Source organism: Bradyrhizobium sp. 521_C7_N1_3 (assembly GCF_052075975.1).
Lineage (GTDB): Bacteria > Pseudomonadota > Alphaproteobacteria > Rhizobiales > Xanthobacteraceae > Bradyrhizobium > Bradyrhizobium japonicum.
In genome coordinates this window covers 8672741-8691900 of the sequence record NZ_CP197232.1, presented here as the reverse complement: position 1 = coordinate 8691900, position 19160 = coordinate 8672741, and the positions used below count along the sequence as shown (strand labels likewise).

Annotated in this window: 16 protein-coding genes and 2 pseudogenes; 12 read left to right on the top strand and 6 right to left on the bottom strand. The window is 58.9% G+C overall.

The genetic code is table 11. The annotated features are described in order from the left end of the window. Positions 1-200 precede the first annotated feature (200 nt). Positions 201-1265 (top strand): SphA family protein, encoded by a 1065-nt coding sequence (locus tag AB7008_RS41005; RefSeq protein WP_441260628.1) that lies wholly within the window; start codon positions 201-203, stop codon positions 1263-1265. Positions 1266-1416: 151 nt separating this feature from the next. Here AB7008_RS41005 and AB7008_RS41000 read toward each other — a convergent pair whose 3' ends face one another. After that, positions 1417-1890 (bottom strand): hypothetical protein, encoded by a 474-nt coding sequence (locus AB7008_RS41000; RefSeq protein ID WP_441260627.1) that lies wholly within the window; start codon positions 1888-1890, stop codon positions 1417-1419. Between the two features lie 885 nt (positions 1891-2775). Between AB7008_RS41000 and AB7008_RS40995 the strand changes: the two genes are divergently transcribed. The 8 genes from AB7008_RS40995 (at position 2776) to AB7008_RS40960 (ending at position 10448) form a co-directional block, all read left to right on the top strand. Beyond that, on the top strand, positions 2776-3015 hold the full coding sequence (locus tag AB7008_RS40995) for a hypothetical protein (RefSeq protein ID WP_441260626.1): 240 nt from the start codon (positions 2776-2778) through the stop codon (positions 3013-3015). A gap of 186 nt (positions 3016-3201) precedes the next feature. Beyond that, positions 3202-3552: an HdeA/HdeB family chaperone gene (locus AB7008_RS40990; RefSeq protein ID WP_441260625.1), complete on the top strand. Its 351-nt coding sequence runs from the start codon at positions 3202-3204 to the stop codon at positions 3550-3552. 193 nt (positions 3553-3745) lie between these two features. Beyond that, on the top strand, positions 3746-4453 hold the full coding sequence (locus AB7008_RS40985) for a hypothetical protein (RefSeq protein ID WP_441260624.1): 708 nt from the start codon (positions 3746-3748) through the stop codon (positions 4451-4453). A 42-nt stretch (positions 4454-4495) separates the two neighbouring features. Continuing rightward, on the top strand, positions 4496-5218 hold the full coding sequence (locus AB7008_RS40980) for an outer membrane protein (RefSeq protein ID WP_441260623.1): 723 nt from the start codon (positions 4496-4498) through the stop codon (positions 5216-5218). A gap of 70 nt (positions 5219-5288) precedes the next feature. Continuing rightward, on the top strand, positions 5289-5774 hold the full coding sequence (locus AB7008_RS40975) for a DUF992 domain-containing protein (protein ID WP_441260622.1): 486 nt from the start codon (positions 5289-5291) through the stop codon (positions 5772-5774). A 107-nt stretch (positions 5775-5881) separates the two neighbouring features. Then, positions 5882-6334 (top strand): cysteine rich repeat-containing protein, encoded by a 453-nt coding sequence (locus AB7008_RS40970; RefSeq protein WP_441260621.1) that lies wholly within the window; start codon positions 5882-5884, stop codon positions 6332-6334. A gap of 98 nt (positions 6335-6432) precedes the next feature. Continuing rightward, positions 6433-9633 (top strand): ABC transporter substrate-binding protein, encoded by a 3201-nt coding sequence (locus tag AB7008_RS40965; protein ID WP_441260620.1) that lies wholly within the window; start codon positions 6433-6435, stop codon positions 9631-9633. Between the two features lie 545 nt (positions 9634-10178). Continuing rightward, positions 10179-10448: a hypothetical protein gene (locus AB7008_RS40960; protein ID WP_441260619.1), complete on the top strand. Its 270-nt coding sequence runs from the start codon at positions 10179-10181 to the stop codon at positions 10446-10448. A gap of 496 nt (positions 10449-10944) precedes the next feature. On the opposite strand, the gene AB7008_RS40955 is transcribed toward AB7008_RS40960, so the two are convergent. Together AB7008_RS40955 and AB7008_RS40950 are read right to left on the bottom strand one after the other, a co-directional pair. Beyond that, positions 10945-12159 (bottom strand): ATP-binding protein, encoded by a 1215-nt coding sequence (locus AB7008_RS40955; protein WP_441261278.1) that lies wholly within the window; start codon positions 12157-12159, stop codon positions 10945-10947. After that, positions 12139-12570: pseudogene (locus AB7008_RS40950) on the bottom strand (PAS domain-containing protein); the annotation flags it as partial. The gene AB7008_RS40955 and the pseudogene AB7008_RS40950, both read right to left, overlap by 21 nt. A 637-nt stretch (positions 12571-13207) precedes the next feature. On the opposite strand from AB7008_RS40950, the gene AB7008_RS40945 reads away from it, so the two are divergent. After that, a complete protein-coding gene (locus AB7008_RS40945) occupies positions 13208-13894 on the top strand; it encodes a hypothetical protein (RefSeq protein ID WP_441260618.1) in 687 nt (228 codons plus the stop codon). 256 nt (positions 13895-14150) lie between these two features. On the opposite strand, the pseudogene AB7008_RS40940 reads toward AB7008_RS40945, so the two are convergent. After that, positions 14151-14728, bottom strand: a pseudogene (locus tag AB7008_RS40940) (Bax inhibitor-1/YccA family protein). A 454-nt stretch (positions 14729-15182) separates the two neighbouring features. Here AB7008_RS40940 and AB7008_RS40935 point away from each other — a divergent pair. Continuing rightward, a complete protein-coding gene (locus AB7008_RS40935; RefSeq protein WP_441260617.1) occupies positions 15183-16697 on the top strand; it encodes an arylsulfatase in 1515 nt (504 codons plus the stop codon). A gap of 1 nt (position 16698) precedes the next feature. Here the strand turns inward: AB7008_RS40935 and AB7008_RS40930 are convergent, their stop codons facing one another. Both AB7008_RS40930 and AB7008_RS40925 read right to left on the bottom strand, forming a co-directional pair. Then, a complete protein-coding gene (locus AB7008_RS40930; protein ID WP_211380958.1) occupies positions 16699-17460 on the bottom strand; it encodes an IS5 family transposase in 762 nt (253 codons plus the stop codon). Between the two features lie 240 nt (positions 17461-17700). Then, positions 17701-18393 carry a Crp/Fnr family transcriptional regulator gene (locus AB7008_RS40925; RefSeq protein WP_038944727.1) on the bottom strand — a complete coding sequence of 231 codons (693 nt, stop codon included), beginning with the start codon at positions 18391-18393 and terminating at the stop codon, positions 17701-17703. A gap of 211 nt (positions 18394-18604) precedes the next feature. On the opposite strand from AB7008_RS40925, the gene AB7008_RS40920 reads away from it, so the two are divergent. Continuing rightward, on the top strand, positions 18605-18913 hold the full coding sequence (locus AB7008_RS40920; RefSeq protein WP_211380957.1) for a hypothetical protein: 309 nt from the start codon (positions 18605-18607) through the stop codon (positions 18911-18913). Positions 18914-19160: the final 247 nt, after the last annotated feature.

The window sequence follows — 19160 nt, the reverse complement described above, 5'->3', positions numbered from 1 at the left end:
GGTCACCTGCGACGCGAATGCAGCGTGCGGTAACAAAGCCCGACGATTAAATTTCCAGTTGCGGCCTAGAAGGCACGGACGCTGGGTCTGGAATATGGCTTAATTGCAGAGCGAGGGCGGGCTCGGATTCCTTCGGTCTTTGGATCGCCTTTCGATTCAAATGGTATGTTTGCAACCGCGAGAGGCTTGGAGATCCGCAGATGAAGCTGAAGTTGGAATTTTCGCGCGTCTCGCGTCCTGCTCTTTTCGGTGCGATTGCGGCTGGTCTCGCGTTTTCCCCGCAGATTGCCAGCGCCGACGAGAGCGGCATCTCATTCTGGGTCCCGGGGCTGTTCGGCAGTCTGGCAGCGGCACCCACCGCCCCCGGCTGGTCCCTCGGGACCATCTACTACCACACCAGTGTGTCCGCCTCCGGTGCTGCCGCAGCGGCCCGAGAAGTTCAGATCGGCCGCTTCTCTCCGAACGTCAGTGTCAGCTTGGACGTCCGTCTGAATGCGCCGCCGGACCTCTTGTTCCTGGCCCCGACCTATACGTTCGCGACACCGGTCCTCGGCGGGCAATTGTCCGTTGGCGTCATGGGCGTGTACGGCCGAAACAGCACGACCCTCGATGGCACGCTGACGACCGGGTTCGGTCCGATTTCGGCGACCCGCACTGGAAGCATATCGGACTCGCTCACCGGGTTCGGCGACCTCTATCCCATGGTCACGATGAAGTGGCACGACGGCGTCCACAACTACATGACCTACGCGACCGGCGACATTCCAGTCGGCGCCTATGAACCCAGCCGCCTCTCCAACATCGGCATCGGTCATGGCGCCATCGACGCCGGCGGGGGTTACACTTACCTCAACCCGATGACGGGATATGAATTCTCCGGCGTCGGCGGCTTCACGTACAACTTCAAGAACCCGGACACGCTGGTTCAGAGCGGCGTCGATTTCCACTTCGATTGGGGAGCGTCGAAATTTCTGTCGAAGCAGGCCTTCATCGGTCTGGTCGGCTATGCCTATCAGCAGGTCTCCAACGATACCGGCGGACTGCCGGCCCTTGGCGGATTCAGGTCGCGAGTTCTCGGCATCGGTCCGCAGTTCGGCTATCTTTTTCCGGTCGGCGGCATGCAGGGATATCTGAACATCAAAGGATACGGCGAATTCGAGGCGTCGAACCGGCCATCGGGCTGGAATACTTGGCTGACGTTTGCGATTTCGCCCGCCGCGCCTGAAAGTACCGTTGCGCCGACCCGGCCCAGGGTGACGAAATAGTCGCCCCGGAAGCGCCAGGCGATTAAACGTGGAGTCTGCTTCTTGGATGCGGTGGCGGTTGAGATTGCAGAGATTAGGAACTTGAGACTTCCAAACGAATGACAGTCACTTTCCCAACGTGCTCCGCCCGTCGCCCCGAAACTGCGCTGGTTTAGAAATCTGAACCAAATACGTCGTTGTAGAACTGGGCTCCTGCTTCATCATCATCCATGCTGTTGATCAAATTCTGTTCGGGGTCCGTAAAGCCGCGGGAAGACAGCAACCCCGCAGGCAATGCGTGGAAACTGGCGCGATACTTGTCCATTGCGGCGGCGCTACCAACGTAGGCACAGGTGCATTCCGAGGGATCCGCATAGACGTAGTACGAGCGGCTTCTCTTATGCCGCAGGACGAATTGGTTCGCTGGAAGCGACATCAAACGTCTCGTCATCTCCGGTGTGGTGGCAGCGATGGGATTGAATCCCGACGATATCAAGAGCTGCCCTGTCGTTTGCTGAGCGTAACTCGAAGTGCCGAGCGTAAGGGCAATGACAACGAGTGTGACGATCGTTGAAATGGACCGAGCCGTTTGGAACGCCATCATACCGCACCTAGTTAATCGCCCCAGACTGAGGCGCAGGTTCAATTTCCTCTGCGATCGTTCTAAAGCCTCGCCGTCTCCGTAGGTCGGGAAGCCCGGCGTCACCGACTGTGTGAGCCAACTCTATTGGAGCGTGGCGTTGATCGTAATGACTGACGTGCCCGAACCCGTCTGGCTCCTGCCGTTCGCCTGGACGGAGAACGCATCTCTGCCGCTATATCCAGCCTCCGATGTGTACCGAAAAGACGACCGGTCAATCTGTTGCAGGGTGCCGTGCGCCGGATTCTGTGAAACGGCCGAACTTGATATCTCTCCGGTAATATTGACGGAAAACATGCAACTCGTCCCGGAAGCGATCTCGATATAGCCAACCGAGTTAAAGCCCCAGCCTGCTGGCGCGGATCCCGATACCACGCACTGAACGGCGCCCTGGGCTGTTGCCGGCGACGCCGCTGCAATGACCAATCCTAATGCGCCCAGGATCAGTACCGAACACGCTCGCACCGTGGGCGCCATTTGGCTGCTCCTATCATGCATGTGAATGGCGAAGTCGCCAAGTCCACCGCAAACGATATGCCAAGCCGCTCTGCGCGCTATGCGATTTCGGCAGAGGCTAGTCGTGACCCGCGATCGCGCAGCCCTGGACCCAACGTCAGATGGGGCCGTGTTGTCAGGGAAGCAACAGAACGGCATTGCGCGATAATGAACGTGAACTGGATTGTTCCGGAATTGCATAGTTTGCCGGGCACGGGAGGTTTATAAGCCGCATTCCGCAAAGCCCCCTTGAGGAACGGGCCGTTTCAGGGCTCTGAGTCTTCAGCAATCCGTTCTGCGGCCGAGAGAAAATGCGGAAGTCGGTTGAACCGCTGAACCGCCCCCTTCTCTGATGGACTCGCACGATCATTCGGTTGATCAAGAGGAGGCTTTCCAATGATCCCCGCTCGCATGCTGGCCATCATTTGCATCTTTGAAGCGACGTTAACGGCAGCCGCTTTCGCCAAAGACACACACCGCCGCGCCGCGACGATTCGCGATCCGCAGCCCGTAAAGTCCCTGAGAATCAGCAATAGTGGCGGCCTCGTCGTTCGACAGGATCTGTTTGATCGCCGCGACCCAAATAACTTCCGTTCAGACTGGCCCAGTCCGCCCGCTCAACCGGGACAGTTCTAAGGATGCGTATCTGGTTTGATTGGTGCCTGTATCAGAAGCGGTGAAGCCAAGGCCTCCCCGTCTCCAGGCGAGTTTGGCCGCAGAGGTTGATGGACGACGAGCCGAAAATGCATAGCGCGGAGCCCCGATTTGTCGTGATCTCAAGACAGAGCCGTCACGGCTTCATCAAACCCTCGGAGAGTTGCGATGCGCGTAACGCTGCCTATTGTGACGACGGTCCTTGTTTTAGCTGCGAACCCGAACGTTAAGGCGCAAACAGACCTCAGCGCCTACGCGGATCCCAACGGGTACATCGATGTGCAAACACTGACCTGTGCCGCGCTCGCGGGCACGTGGCAGGGAGACGCCGACCGGCTCACCACCTGGTACAGCGGTTGGTACAACGGCCTCGCCAAGAAGCATTACTTCAATATAGCCAGATCGAAAGAGCTCGAGCATGAGGTGATTGTCTATTGCAAGGCGAATCCGCAAATTCGTATCATTGAAGCCATCGACGTCATGCTCAAGCAAGAAAGGTTCAGTGGCGGGTTCAAATGACGCTGCTCTTGAACCTGAACCTTCAGGCTCGCTGGGGGTGGCGCGTTCCCATTGCGTCGCACTTCGGCTGCGTTGTGAGCCTGGCATGAGCATTGGAAGGGTCAGCGGAATCGCACCCCGGCCGCCGAAGTTGCATAGTCAGACCCCTAATGCTCTTTCATGGTGTTGAATAAGTTTGAAAGCAAGAACGTCGATGAAGGAGAGCGCAAATATAACGAGCAATACGAAATCTGTCGCGCTTGCAGGTATTTTCAGTGTTTCCATTGCCCTGATCGGCATCACCGCTGCGTTTGGCCAGAGCGCTCCGACGTCCGCCTCGATGAAAACCATCGGCACGCCCAGCGCGGCTACAAAGCCCGAGATCGTTCCGTCGTTGTTCGTGATGAATTCGCGCGGCGCGACGCTGCAGGGAGACACCCTCGTTCTGACTGGCCTTACGCCGAACTCAATCATCTTTGCCGATCGCCCGGTACGGGCAGCCGGCCACCAGCCTACTGCTGATGTGATCGCCGAATGGGGGGCAGGGGATGACAGCTTTGCCAAGAACCCACCCAACGCGACAGTTTCCGTTTTGGGCAAGGATGGCTCAGTGAAGGACGCCGTGGTGGTGCTGAAGAATCCCAAGCTCGAGGGCGATAAGCTGACCTTCGCTGTGCAGACCCTGGAAGGGGATCTTACCGGCGCCGACGGACCGGCAGCGCTCTTCATCGACATTATTGGCCGGCCACTAACGCCGCTATCCTTTGCCGGAGTTGCTCGCCGCTCCGCTTTTCGCGGCGCGATGTACGCGGGCGCTGTGGGGGCTGCCGGATATGGGGCGGCCACCTATGCCGCTCCGTACTATCGTCCATATCCGCCGCCCCCGGCCTGCGGCTACTACCCCTATCCGCCCTGCTACTGAAGGTTCGTCTGAGAAGCACTTCAGCCGATAGGAGACCAGCTCATGTGGCGCCTAGCTCGCATTACTCTCCTCGCCACAACAGCGAGCGCAGTCAGCGTTGCTACGTTTGCTGCGGACCTCCCGGCCCGAATGGGGCCTGTCGCGCCGGTCGCCTACGCGCCTGCGTTTTCATGGACCGGCTTCTACGTTGGAGGAGAGCTTGGGTGGATACAAACGAACCCCAGATACTCCACGGGAGCGCTGTTGCTTGGGGCGCCATTCTTCGTGACGTCTGGATCCCGCAAGGATGGCCTTACGTACGGAATTCTCACTGGCTATAATTACCAAGTAGGCCAACTCGTGCTGGGAGTCGAAGGCGATTTCCAGGGCTGGACCGTTGGCGAAATACGATACACAGCAATCACCGGGGATTTCCTCACGGCGCATAGCAAATGGGGCGGCTCGATACGTGGGCGGCTCGGCTACGCTGCCGATCACGCCCTGCTCTATGTGACGGGTGGGGCGGCGTTCGCTTCGATCGAGACCTCGATTCCCTCTACCGGCATCTCAATCGGCGGCGACGGCACGCGCGTGGGTTGGACGGTCGGGGCCGGTCTCGACTACGCTTTCACGAGCAACTGGTTCACGGGGCTCGAATATCGCTATTCGCAGTACCAATCGAGATCCTTTGTGTATCCGATACCGGTCCTCAATCTCGGCGTCATCGGTCTCAGGCAAGAGCTGAGCAACAATCAGATCACGGCGCGTTTTGGCTACAAATTCTAGGTCATTTTCGACACCGGACCATACTGCCGAGCCAACAGGGAATAATTCCAGAAAAGCGGGAATTTTCGTCATGCTCAAACATCTTGTTACGCTTTTGCTCGTTACGCTTGCTGTGGCGTTCGTGTCGCCCGCGGTTGCCCAGCAGCCACCCCCCGGAGTTAGCGTCGGCACCCTCACTTGCAAAATGGCACCTTCCATCGGCCTGCTCTTTGGATCCCGGCAGCGCATGGCCTGCCGTTTCGTACCCAATGGTTCATATCCACCAGAAGCATATGTTGGTGTGATGGGCACCATTGGTATCGATATCGGGATCACGGCAGGCGGGGCCATGGCGTGGGGCGTATTCGCACCCACGGCAGGTCCGCGGCGCGGAGCGCTATCCGGCACTTACGTGGGCGCGAGTGGCGCAGTTGGCGTTGGGGTCGGCGTCGGTGCCAATCTGCTGTTCGGCGGAACTGGGCGTTCGATCGCCCTGCAGCCGCTTTCTCTCGAAGGGTCGGTTGGGATCAACTTGTCTCTTGGAGTTTCAAGCCTCACGCTTTCCTTGGCGCAATGAATGTTTAGCGAAAGGCATCCCTCAGCTTCCATCGCGACCCTGCGGCAGTTCAACGAAGCCGCCCGGTTCGGAACCAGTCATCAGAGGACGTTTCGATGAGAATCACAGTGAAATCGCTGGTTACGCTTGGATTATCGTCCTTGCTCGCCATATTGTCGGTGGGCGCCGCTTCCGCGCAGGCGGACCTCGGGAAGGCGCTTCTGGAGAAGCTGACGGCCAGGGTGGCCAAGCTCGAAAGCGCCTGCGCCAGCGATATCAAGAAGTACTGCAAAACGGTGACGCCCGGCGAAGGGCGCATGATCTACTGCATGGAAGCTCACGAGGACAAGATCAGTCCCAAATGCGCCTTCGAACTGGGGGAAGCCGCAACGGGTGTGCAAACCGCGGCTGACGCTCTGAAGGACGCAGTGATTGCCTGCAAAGCCGAGATAAATGGGGTGTGCGGAAAGATACTCCCCGGCCAGGGTCGTATTGCCGCCTGTCTGCTGTCGAACAAATCAACAGCCTCGGCCGGTTGCGTTGATGCCATTCAGAAAATCGAATCCATGGCCGCTCAATGACGGCGGTGCCGCGTTCGATCTTGCCGTTTCATGTCGCTTGGCGAGTGTCTGTTACTGGGAACCTTTGAGACATCGCCTCGGCTGCTCGGAAGGCGCGCATGATTAAGCTCGCCGTGCTGAGAGGGCTGACCGCGATTGCTTGGCTGGTACTGGCCGCATCGTATCCTGCCGCGGCGCTCGATGCCGTAACGATGCAGCTCAAATGGAAGCATCAGTTTCAGTTCGCCGGCTATTATCAGGCGCTTGAGCAGGGGTTCTACCGCGACGCGGGTCTCGACGTTACCATCCGGGAGGGCGGCCCCGGCATTGATGTCTCGGAGGCGGTTACGGACGGAAAGGCGAATTTCGGGGTTTGCAGCGCCGGCGTTCTGCGTGACTGGGGAGCGGGCCGCCGGCTGGTCGTGTTGGCCGCCATCTTTCAGCGTTCCCCGGCCGTGATCCTGGTCGCGCGCCGGGCAGACATCAGCAGCTTGTCGGATTTGCGCGGCCGCACGCTGATGGACACGCCGGGAAGCGACGATATCGCCGCGATGCTGAAGCGCGAAGGGGTCGACTATCAGTCCATGCCGCGCGTTCCGCACGAGGGAAATCCGCGCGATCTTTTGGCCGGTCGGGCCGATGCGATGGTTGCTTACAGCACCAACGAGCCGTTCGTCCTTGAACAGTTGGGCGCGGCCTACCGCACCTTTGCGCCTGCCGCTTCGGGCATCGACTTTTACGGCGACAATTTGTGCACCTCCGAAACGGAGGTGAACGCCCATCCGGACCGGGTCACCGTGTTCAGGGCCGCCAGCTTGAAAGGCTGGGCCTATGCCATCGCGCACAAGAAGGCGACGGCCGATCTGATCCTCAGGAGCTATTCGGCGAAGAAGAGCCGAGAGGCCCTGCTGTTTGAGGCGGAGCATACGGCGACATTGGTCGGACCGGACGCCGATCGGATCGGCGAACAGGACCCCGCGCGCTGGCGACGCATCGCCGCGACCTATCGGCAGCTCGGGCTGCTGACCGACGATACGCTTCCCGCGGCACTGATCTGGGATGGAAATGACGGCAGCCGGTGGCGCTGGCTGATACCGTTCGTGCTCGTGCCCATCGGGTTAGCGACTGCGGCGCTGGTCGCGTACCGACGTCGCCGCACCCTTCGCGGCACACTAGCTCGATTGGGGGCGCTTCCGCGGTTTGTCACCGTGCGGCGGCCGAGACTGAGCCTGATCATGTCGTTGCTCTTCATCGGCCTCAGTATTCCCGTTCTCATTTTCATCCTAGTCTACAATTACAACAAGAACTCGGCCGGCATGATGTCGATCCTCAACGATGCGGTCGCACAGACCAGCCGGGCCGGCGTTGAGCGAACCCAGGATTTGATCGAGAACACCGAAAGCCCGCTGCGCTTTCTCGCCGAAGTGGCGTCCGCCGATCCCGGATATTTCCGTGCCGAGCAAAGCAACGACCTCCTGTATCGCGCGCTCGCCTCGGGCGCGTACATCGACGCCGCCTATGTCAGTTTCGAGGATGGTTATCACCGGGTGGTCACTCGTATCGATGAGGACCGCCGGCGCGCCGATCCTCAGATTCCCGCGACCGCCAACTGGCACGCCAGCTATATCGATGCGATAACCTTTGCGCTTTCACGGGTACGCCACCGTAAATTCTTCGACATATGGCCCAATCAGGTCGGCAAATACGATGTCGGCACCGATGTCGACATTCGCACCTTGCCCGGCTATCAGTCCGCCAAGACGACGCGCACGCTTGCCGTGACCGAGCCTTCGATCAATCCCGATACCGGCTTTCCTATCATTTCGTTGAGGATTCCGATCTTTCGCGGCGTTGAATTCCTTGGCTGTGCATCCGCCAACATTACCGTGGATGTGCTGTCGCGATTTCTCGACAGGAGCCGAGCCAGTGCGCGAAGCACCACCTTCGTCGCCGACCGCAGCAACGGCAAGATCATAGCCTTCCCGGACAAGCAGAAGGGCGTTCGTATCGAGAATGGAAAACTCAAGATCGCGACCCTGGCTGACGTCGACGATCCCGACGTGCGTGAGGCCCATCGCCAGCGTGCGCGTACCGGTAACGACCGCTTCGTTTTCCAGTCTCCGACGAACGGAGAGGATCTGATCGCGGCCTTCGCCAATTTCCCGGATGGGTTCGGTCAGCCCTGGCAAGTAATCACGTTGACGCCGGTCGACGATTTCGTCGGCACGTTGAAGGCGACCAATCGGCTGATGTTGGTCGTCATCATTGGTCTCACCATGGTCGAGCTGTTCTTCATCTTTCTCGCCTCCCGCCGGCTGTCGCGGCCGGTCGAAAACGTGTCCCGGCAATTGCAAGCGATCGAAAGCCTCAATTTCGATCCGCCCGCGCGTCCGCCGTCGAACATCCAGGAGATCGCGAAGCTGGAATCGGCGGCGTCGCTGCTGCGAACCTCGCTGAAATCGTTCTCCTCCTTCGTTCCGCTCGACGTGGTCCGCCAACTCATCAAGTCCGGCATTCCCTTAACCCCGGGCGTCGAGCCGCGGTTCCTCACCGTGTTCTTTTCCGATCTGGAGAATTTTTCAAGCCACTCCGAAACGCTCGCACCTGACGACCTTCTGGTTCAGATCTCGACCTATCTCGAGGAAGTCTCGTCTGCGATCTCGGAAGAGGGCGGCACCGTCGATAAGTTCATCGGCGATGGCGTCATGGCATTCTGGAATGCCCCTGTTGAATGCCATGACCACGTTCTACGCGCCTGCGCCGCCGCCGTACGGGCGGCACGCCGCATGGAGCGCGTCAACGATGCCTGGGAGGCGGAAGGACGGCCGCGAATCCATATCAGGATCGGTCTCAATTGCGCCAACGTCCTTGTCGGCAATATCGGGTCCTCGAACCGGCTGAGCTACACGGCCCTAGGCGACGGCGTGAACGTTGCCGCCCGCCTGGAAGGCATCAACAAGCTGTTTGGCACCACCATCTGCGTTAGCGACAGCATCTATGACCAGACCAAGGCCGACATACTTGCGCGACCGATCAAGCGGGTTCAGGTGAAGGGTCGCAAGACCGAGTTCATGATCTATGAACTGCTCGCACTTCGCAGGAGCGACGATCCGGACCTGAGGGTCCGCGATCGGGATGAGCAGCTTGGCGCGATGACCCGGCAAGCCTCGCAAAAGTTCGAGGCCGGAGAGTTTCCAGCCGCCGAGCTTGCCTATCGTGACATCCTGAAGGAGTTTCCCGAAGACGCCCTGGCCAGGTCCATGATCGCGGAATGCACAGGGAAACAACGATCCGATCTTACCAATGTGCCGCCAGCTTGAGGAAGAGCGAAAAACCCGACCGTGTGAAGTGGCCACCATTGTCCCGGGGAACGAAACGAGTGGCAATCGGTGAACCGACTTAGCAGCGGACCGAGCGGGGCAGATCGCTAAGCAATTGCGCTCGCAGTGCAGGGTAATACAGGTCTTTGATTGGCACTTTTCTGACATCAAAGCGATCACGACGAAGGTCGGCTTTTGGCGGAAGCTGTTGAAAAAGTCCTTTTCCGCTGATGGCTGGAAATTCTCAGGACCGCCGGTGCGTCTCTCTCGTTGCGAGGTGAGGACCACATGAATTACCGCAAAAACGATCGCTGGCGCTCGTATCGATTCTACAGAGCCTTGCAGCGGCTGAAATCGCCAATGCGCTTCATTTGCGAGATTTTCGGAGCCCCGCGATTTCGAGTTTTTCAACACAATCGACGCCAAGCGGACATTCGGCACGACGGCAATATCGGCAAAGTTCCTGCCAGAAGCGGAATCATGCGCCGTAAGCTTGAGACGGGTGCGTGCCCCATTTGACTTGGCCCTTGATGTTGTAGTCGGGCTTGATCCATTTTTCAGTTTGGAAAAGAGGCTTCCGCGTCGCCTCCGGTTTCTCGCGCCTCTTCGCCGGCATTGCCGCCGCCCTGGTAGCTGGACCCAGGATCCAGCGCCGCCAGAAGCAGATCGAAGAGAGCGTGGCACGCTACATGAGCCAACTCGATACCGCCGAATGTTTGACGGGCTTTCATAGTCGCCAGGAAGCAACGCGTCCGGCAACTTCCGCTCTGCATCCAATTTCTGGCATTGATGCGTCTGCCTCCAATGTCCGCTAAGTGCCACATCCGGCCTCATGCGGCGCACCATCATTCGGGCAGATCGTCCACCCGGTCAGCAGAGCTGGAGTGATGGAGACGTCGGACGCTGCCGATGCCGCTGTCAAAGGCCCGTCGGTCATCCTGGTCCTAAACCAGTGCAGGTGTATCGGGTGCAGTCCTGGTAAACACTCCGACACTCGAAGGATGGCAACTGGTTCAGATGACGACAGTCGCGATAGCGTGCACGACAGACGTTTACACATTGCTGTTTAGCCGTCTGAGCTGCTGCTAAGGCGCGATCGGCATCGCGCGCATTGAGTCTTCCAATACTCAAGGACAGAGGCACTGTTAAGAGTACGCAGATTACGGCAAACGACTGCTTGGTGCATTTCATGGTTCAGCTCCCGTTAAGGTCGAAAAAGGCGGACAAGTTTTTGACCCGCGACAATTACCGCTCCGGAGGCCGAATCGTCGGCCCGATGTCCCCAGGACCGGGGAGGCCCGGTGTTGGCGTCTACTCAGGTTCGGACGTGCCGGGAGCCACTTTTGGTAGCGTTAGTTGAACCCTCGTTCCTTTCCCCGGCTCTGTCTTGAGGTCGAGGCGACCGCCGAGCCGGTCTGTAACCACGCTGTACACGATATGCAGGCCAAGGCCGGTGCATCCCTGGTGGCGGCGGGTGGTAAAGAAGGGGTCGAAGGCCTGTCGCCTGACATCCGGCGTCATACCGCAGCCGTTGTCGGTGAAGATGATTTCGACATCATTGGCGCCGGTCGCACTCACCTTGATGGCGATCTTCCCCTGCTGGCCGTCCGGAAACGCGTGCGCGATCGAATTGAGGAACAGGTTGGTGAGTACCTGCCCATAGGAGCCGGGATAGCTGCTCATCGAGAGACCCCGCTGGCAATCGACGTCAAGCGTCACACCGTGCTTCGGTAACGCCGGGCGCAACCCGCTGGCGACCTGCTCGGTGAGATCGCCGAGGTCGAACGAGCGCAGGTCCGAGTTGTTGCGGTCCGACGCCACTTGCTTGAACGACTGTATTAGCCCGGCCGCGCGATTCAGGCTCTGCTGAAGTTGGGCAGAGCCGTCGCGTATTGCTTCGACGAATTCCTTCAGGCTGGAGCGCTTGAGTGTTCCCTGTGCCATCTCCGAAGCCAACAACTCGCTCTTATGCTCCAGCGAGGATACGACCGTCAGGCTAGTGCCTAGCGGATTGTTGATCTCATGCGCGACGCCGGCGACCAGCCGGCCGAGGGCGGCTAGTTTTTCCGCTTCGATGAGAGAATTCTGTGTCTCGCGCAGGTTTTGCAACGCGGCTTCCGCCGCATCCTTTGCTCGGCGCACTTCTCGCTCGCTGCGCTTGCGCTCGCTGATGTCGATATGGGTACCGATCCAGCCATAGACCACACCTCCGGGATCGCGCAGCGGAACGACGCGGGTCAGAAACGGGCGATACTCCCCGTCCTTGCCGAGCAGCGAAAGCTCAGACTCCAGAGCCGTGCCGGCGGCCAACGCCTCAATCCAGCGGTCGCCAAGCAACGTGTGCCAGCCATGCTGATTAATCTCGCCCGTGGGCCGGCCCGTGTATTCGTACCAGTGACTGTTGAGCCAATAGATCGCGCCTTGCGCGTCGGCCATCCACACCAGTTGTGGAATGGAATCCGCCAGTGTGTGGAACTGGCGTTCACTGGCCTTGAGAGCGGCTTCCGCGCGCTTACGCTCCGTGATCTCCTCGGCCGCAACGTTGATACCGACAATCTCGCCATCCGCATTGTGGTGGGGATGCCAATAGGTGACCCAAAAACGCTCCTCGGTCTGGTCGGCGCGCTGGCCGGCGACCTCAATGCCGGTGACGGGATCGCCGGTCCGCATGATTGACTGGACGATCCCTTCGATTGCGTCCGCCAGTGCAGGGACGCAATCCCTGACGTAGCGGCCGAGATGGTCTTCAACGGAAATGCCGCAGATATCGGTCAGACGCTGGTTAATCTGGAGATAGCGGCAATCCGGCGACAGGAATGCCAGGCCGATCGGCGCGGTGTCGTAGATCAATTGCAGCGTCGGCTGCCGCGCGTCAAACGTCGCATCTGAAAAGGTCGGCGGCACACCGGTCGCGATCGAAGGTTGGTATGACCTCATCGGCTGCTCTCAGTTTCCATCGCCAATACTCCCACGTCGCGCTCTGCCTTCGTATCCGAGTCCGGTGATGTCGTTCGCCTCTTTGCTGGCGACCGAAAGTACCGCCATCCACCTTCTTGCACCGTCCGTGGCGTGCGGGCTATGCAACATCGGCATCGCCGATTGGGACTGTTTTGGGTCATTAGCCCCGTTTTGACCTTGGGCCGGCCCCCTTCCGGTCTACCCCGGTCAACGGACATCGTCGGCCGCCCCGGCAGGTCCGTTTAGTGCCGATATTGTTGCAAAAGTCGATTTTCGCCGATGACCAAAATTCTGCGGGCCGTGGGCGCGACTTTCGCGTACAAGATGCGAGGGACCTCACGGCCTCACGCAAAATTCACAGGCGACTTCGGTAACGCGATTTAGGTCATACGAATCAGCGATCGCTCGCTGCTTAGTGTTTTCGCGAAAAATCTTGAGCCCTGCAACTTTCGACTTTTGCAACACAATCTGCCAACAACCGACATCATTGGCGCATTGGACACGGTCAATTCACTCTACGAAGAACCATTCTTTTGATGTGGGCAGGGCGCGGTAGCCCTCCGCCAGCTGCGCCGTAGGGAGCGCGATACCAGCCGCCGCGCGCAACATAAAGTCGGTGCCAGACACCGTCTGCTCCGACGCGGCCAACGCCGACTGCTCCTCCCCGGACAAAGCCACCGCCGGCGTGGAGTCCTCCGACCCCACCGGCGAAACCTCCGGCATGGAAGCCGCCAAAGGCGAAGCGGCCGATGAAAAGTGCCGCCGGCCACCAGTCAAAATCGCCTTCGGGCACGTCAACACCAAAGGTCAACCGATCGCCTTCAGGCTTGGCCTTTTTCAGCACCACCAACGCGTCCTTGATTTTCGAGCCGTCCTTGTTGAAAACCGACAGGGTGGCATTGGTGGTTCCTTGGCGAAGCTCTCGTCGCTCTCGTTGCTGGGCGACCATTCCTCAAGCAAGTCGGTCGTGATCGAATGGCCCACCGCGCGCACCGGCCGGTTAGCAAACACGATGGAATTTGGTGCGACGCCCGGGAGCGTTGAGCTGGCCAACCTGCAAGGTGGCTCCACGTGCATTCATCACAATCAGGCGACGAAACAAATCTGGCTTGTCCCCGCCGATTGCCTTCTCCAGCGGCACATGCTGGGCCACTGCCGGCGACGGACCTCAGAGCAGAAGGACGACAAAAATCATCAAGCTGGATCGACTCTTGATGGTCATCATGAACTCCTCGATTTACTCCTATCCTTGCGCTATGCACTTTCAGCAACCTCTGCGGAAGGTGTGAAAAGTTCGCGGTGACCGCATTTTCCTTGCGGCGGCGGGATCCGTCCAAACTAATGAGCCGACCCAACAGCTCCAATAAGCTTTACGGAGTTTCGATTCCAACCAACCCCAATTCTCCCGCCGGTCCGCGCGGCCGTCGAGACGCAGCGAGAATGATGCTCGTGATCTCTAAAGCCAGGAAATTGCTTCTCGGCAGCGGCGGCAATGTCCCCGCGGCAGCGAACTAGCCATCGCCGTCGGCAAACACATCGCGCGCTGAATCGCTGAACCTCTAGCGTCGGCCACCCATGAGGCGCAGCATCATCATGAACAGGTTGTTGAGATAGAGAGACAGCGCGCCGATCACGGCCTTGCGGCCGTTCGAAGTAGCATCATCGCTTCCATCGTACATTTCCTTGATCCGCTGGGTGTCATACGCCGTGAGGCCCGCAAAGACGCCGACGCCGACCACGGAAATCATCCAATCGAGCCCGCTGGATCTTAGAAACAGATTGACCAGGCTCGCAATGACGATGCCGATCAGGCCGACAAATTTCGCTGGGTCGAATAACCCCAGATGCTGAGCGCGCCAAAGGCGGCCGCCGAGACAAAGAACACCCGCGTAATCGAAGACTCCGTGTAGATGTGAAAGATGGTCGACAGGGAGATCCCTACAAGCGCCGCGTAGAGAATAAACAACCCTCGCGCGGCTTCGACCGACATCGTGTTGATTCGCGCGCTGATGAAGAACACCAGCGCCAACGGAGCCAGCATCAACACCCACATCAGCGGGCTTTGAAGCAATTCCGAGCCGGTGAACTGATAAGTCAAGAGCGCTGCAATGCCCGTCAAGGCAACCCCGGCGGCCATGTAGTTGTAAACGCACAGCATGAAAGCGCGAAGGCGGACATCTATCGTGGTGGCGTTCGCGGAAAGAGGGGCAGCAGGTGCATTTCCATCGTAGTTCGACATGGGGCGCATCCTTTTGATAGGCCTTACTGGAAAATCGAGCCGCTGCTCACGACGATGACGTCGACAATCGCGGCTTGGCAGGCCGGATCAATCCTCTCGGGCATTCAGCAGCCGTGCCAAAGACCGGCTGACCGATCTAGGTAGAGCGGAACCCTGCGCGTTACTATGCGATTTGGGCACACAGATACTTTCCGATGTGCATGGCGACGGCGGAAAAGCCACTATGGCCCGACTTGCAGCCGGGTGCGACCGGTCGCGAACGCGCCGAAAGCGGTTGTTGTGCCGATTTCGCATAGCTCGAGGCGAGGGTTCCTATCAAGATGTCCCCGCAGCGCGTCATCGGGGTACCGCCTTGAAAAAGACAGTCTTAAAGCACCTCACTTCAGCGATTACGCTATTTGCTTTGATGAGTTCGGCGACTGCCTTTGCGCAGCAAAGCAACAAGCCCAACGTTGTTTTTATTCTCGGCGATAACGTGGGCTACGGCGACCTTGGGTCATATGGCGGCGGCGAGTTGCGCGGGGCTCCGACGCCGCGCCTCGATGCACTGGCTCACGAAGGGTTGCGTCTCACGCAATTCCTGGTGGAACCAGCTTGTACCCCCTCCCGTGCGGCGCTTCTGACCGGACAATACTCGATACGCAATGGTCTGTCGCTAATCGCCATTGAGGGCAGCCCCTATACACTTCCCGCTAACGCCTTCACCATGGGCGAGTTGTTCAAGAGTGTTGGCTACGCCACCGCGATCTACGGGAAATGGCACCTTGGAAGTGCGCCGCAGAGCTTGCCGACCGCGCACGGATTCGATGAGTTCTACGGTATCCCGCCGGACATTAGCTGGGATGCAGCAACATATCCGGTGACAATCGCCCTCACGCACTCGATCAATGAGCCGTACGAGACACTGCTAAAGTCTGGGCCGCAGATCATTGAGGCGAAGGCTGGTGGGCCGTTGCAGACGGTGAAGCCTTATACCGAGGAGGTGCGTGCCAATATCGACAATGAGTTGGTCGATAAATCAATTGATTTCATGCGGCGTCAAAAGGCCGCTGGGAAGCCCTTCCTCCTCTACCTTCCGTTCTCGATGGGGCACTTCCCGAACCTGCCTTCCCCACAGTTCAAGGGCAAATCGCGGATCGGCAACTACGGCGACAAGCTGATGGAAGGGGACTATCACGTCGGCCAGATCCTCGACACGCTGAAGCAACTTGGCATTGACGACAACACCATCGTCGTCTTTGCCTCTGACAACGGCCCACAAGGCCAAACCGCCCGCGAACACGGCAACCAGGGAACGCCGGACATGGGCAATTCCGGTCCGTTCCGCGGAGAGTTAGGCGAAGCGACTGAAGGTGCGATACGGACGGCAGCGATTGTCCGTTGGCCCGGCAAGATCAAGCCGAACACAACCACATACGCCATGTTCTCGATCATGGATTTCCTGCCGACGTTCGCCCACATCGTCGGCGGCAAGATGCCAACGGACCGACCGATTGATGGCGTCAATCAAATCGACGTCTTGCTCGGAAGCACAGCGATAGGACATCGCGAAAGCCTCTTGAGCTTTATCGGTGCAGACCTCGTCGCGGCTCGTTGGAAGCAGTGGCGCATTTACTTCACCGACGTTCATCCGAGCGGCATTGGACCGCAGCGGCAGCCCGGTATGTTCTCCGCCAGCGCTCCGATGGCCGGCTACCCGAAGATTTACAACATTGAAATGGATCCACACGAGGATCTCATTGTAGCGGCAATGTTTGGCTGGGTATCGGGGCCCGCGCTCAAAACTGTCGATGAGTACATGGCAACGCTCAAGAGATATCCAAATCCGCCCCCGCCGAACATCACGCAATTTCGCAGCGGCGGTTAGATTAGGACGCGGACTCATTAAGGCGCAGCCATAGTCTGATTGACGCGAGTTGAACGAATGCGAGGTAGTTGGCAGCGAGCCTATCGTAGCGCGTCGCCACCCGACGACATTGTTTGATCCTGTTGAAGAACCGCTCGACCTGGTTGCGAGCACGATAGAGATAGGGGCTGAAGCAGATCGGATCGCTTCGATTGCTTTTCGGCGGGATGTTGGCCCACGCGCCCTTCTTCATGGCAAGCTCCCTGATCCAGTCCGCATCATAGCCACGGTCAGCAAGCAGCATCGACCCGGATTTCAGACGAGACAGCAGTTTTCCGGCGAGTCGAACGTCATGGGCCTCACCCGGGCTCAGCGCCAGCCGTACCGGCAGACCATTGCCATCGACCACCGCATGGATTTTGCTCGTCAAGCCGCCGCGGGACCTTCCCATCGATTGGCGCTGGTTCCTTGTGATGCAGGCTCCATGCTGATGCACGCGGACAATGGAGGTGTCGATCATTTGGACAGCGGCATCATGGGCAGTGGCAAGCGCTTCTATGATGCGGCCCCAAACACCTGCCCGCCGCCACCTAACGAAACGGTTGTAGCAAGTGGTGTATGGGCCAAACGCCGTCGGCAGATCACGCCAGGGTGCTCCTGATCGGAGGACCCAGAAGATGCCATTCAGGACCCGTCTGTCGTTCACCCGAGGAACGCCACGCGGCTTGTTCGGCAGCATCGGCTTGATGGCGGTCCATTCATGGTCGGCGAGTTCGTAGCGCATGATTCGAGTCCCCAGTTCGGGAGCTTGAATCACGGCAGTCCGGCCAAACGCAACTCTCCTGGCCCGCTCTTGGTACGGCGCTTACGGACAGGAGCGGACATCAACCAGTCCTCAATCCCTGCCAAATGCGTCGAAAATGACCCAGAGCGGTCGTGAGGCTGTCAGGTTCACAAGCCGGCTAGATGACCCCACGCTGGTGCGGCAGCTAGACCAGAGGGGCAACGTCCGAGCAGGTTCAATTCATTTTTCCTTTTCGGCACGCTTTCTTAGGTGAGGACTGTCATGCAAGACCACGTTCAGCAGGGAATTATGGACCTCCAGTGATCCGTTGTATTTGATGAACCCAAGCTTGCGGAACTTGTTCATGAACATGCTGACGCGCGACCTGGTGGTCCCGACCATCTCCGCGAGTGTCTCCTGGCTTATCTTCGCTATGACCGGCTCGGGCTTACTCTCCTTGCCGAAGTTCGCCATCAAGAGGAGCACCCTCGCCAGACGCTTCTCACTGGAATTAAAAAGTTGGTCGACCAAGTCCTCCTCGACTCGGGCGTTCCTAGACAACAGGTGAGCCATGAACATCTCAGAGAATTTCGGCTCGTCATGGAGCACACGCACGATAGCTGCCTTTTCGAGCCGCATGATGACGCACTCCGTCACCGTTACGACCGTCGCCACCCGCAGCGGATGCCCATTTAGGCAGCTCTCACCGAAGAAGTCCCCATTTCCGTGGAGCGCGACGACCGCCTCCTTGCCCTGCTCGGAGACGACGCAGACCTTGACCTTGCCCTCCTGAATGTAGAAGACCGCATCACCGGGGTCTCCCTGAGAGAAGACCTTCCGATTCTTCCGATAGTTTGAAACGGTCCTCCCCGAGGCCACGGTGTGGAGGAACTCCTGGACGTCGAAGGGCTGCTTCTTCGTTGCCTTGGCCACGCTTCCCGCCTTTAATTATCAACTGGCTTACATTCTAGGGCAAACCGAACATCAGGAAAACCCGGCCCGGATGTCGGTGGCAGTGTAGTGGCACGTGTCCCCGGCGGCCAGGTGAGCACTAAAGCTCAGATTTCGGCTCCAAATGTGCGCAGACTCGTTCGTTATGGAGATGCCGAACCAAGAGGCGTCCCAGTAACAGAGGAGCTGAATTATGGGTGTCATCCTTCCGTTCTTATCAGCGGGCGTGTTCGAGCCGAACGATATTGAGGCGATGTCCCTGGCTTGTGAGGAAGTCTGCCATTACCTTCATATCAACGGCGACACGCGGGCTCGCGAGACCATCGCCACGAGAGTCATCGAGCTGGCCCAGCGCGGCGAACGTTGCCCCACAGTCTTGCGCGACCGGGTGCTTGCAGGAATGAACGCTGGCCCCGGACGATGGCTGACGGGGTTTGGCGTCGTCTCAGGGACGCCCGCCAATGATGATCTCAGGCTGTCCACTTCTGGGCGATTGTGTTGAAGAAGTCGGCCTGTAGATATCTAGCGGCGACCTAACTCACTAACGACACGTTAATTTCTTTTGGCATGTGAGCACTACTGACCAGCGCCGAGCCCAGCGGCGGTTCCACAGTGGGTCCCATCACCGCCCACCACGGCAACTACCGGTGACTGAGAGTTCTGTAACGCTCCCGCCTGATCAAGGCGTGCAACATGTTCCGCCATCCCCGAACGCTATGTCCAGCGTGCCGAACAGAAGCGGTGCTGGC

Bases quoted from the DNA above. Each gene is read 5' to 3' on its own strand.
- AB7008_RS40990 (WP_441260625.1), top strand. From the start codon at position 3,202: ATGCGCGTAACGCTGCCTATTGTGACGACGGTCCTTGTTTTAGCTGCG.
- AB7008_RS40980 (WP_441260623.1), top strand. From the start codon at position 4,496: ATGTGGCGCCTAGCTCGCATTACTCTCCTCGCCACAACAGCGAGCGCA.
- AB7008_RS40920 (WP_211380957.1), top strand. From the start codon at position 18,605: ATGGGTGTCATCCTTCCGTTCTTATCAGCGGGCGTGTTCGAGCCGAAC.
- AB7008_RS40975 (WP_441260622.1), top strand. From the start codon at position 5,289: ATGCTCAAACATCTTGTTACGCTTTTGCTCGTTACGCTTGCTGTGGCG.
- AB7008_RS40965 (WP_441260620.1), top strand. From the start codon at position 6,433: ATGATTAAGCTCGCCGTGCTGAGAGGGCTGACCGCGATTGCTTGGCTG.
- AB7008_RS40985 (WP_441260624.1), top strand. From the start codon at position 3,746: ATGAAGGAGAGCGCAAATATAACGAGCAATACGAAATCTGTCGCGCTT.
- AB7008_RS41005 (WP_441260628.1), top strand. From the start codon at position 201: ATGAAGCTGAAGTTGGAATTTTCGCGCGTCTCGCGTCCTGCTCTTTTC.
- AB7008_RS40995 (WP_441260626.1), top strand. From the start codon at position 2,776: ATGATCCCCGCTCGCATGCTGGCCATCATTTGCATCTTTGAAGCGACG.
- AB7008_RS40930 (WP_211380958.1), bottom strand. From the start codon at position 17,460: ATGCGCTACGAACTCGCCGACCATGAATGGACCGCCATCAAGCCGATG.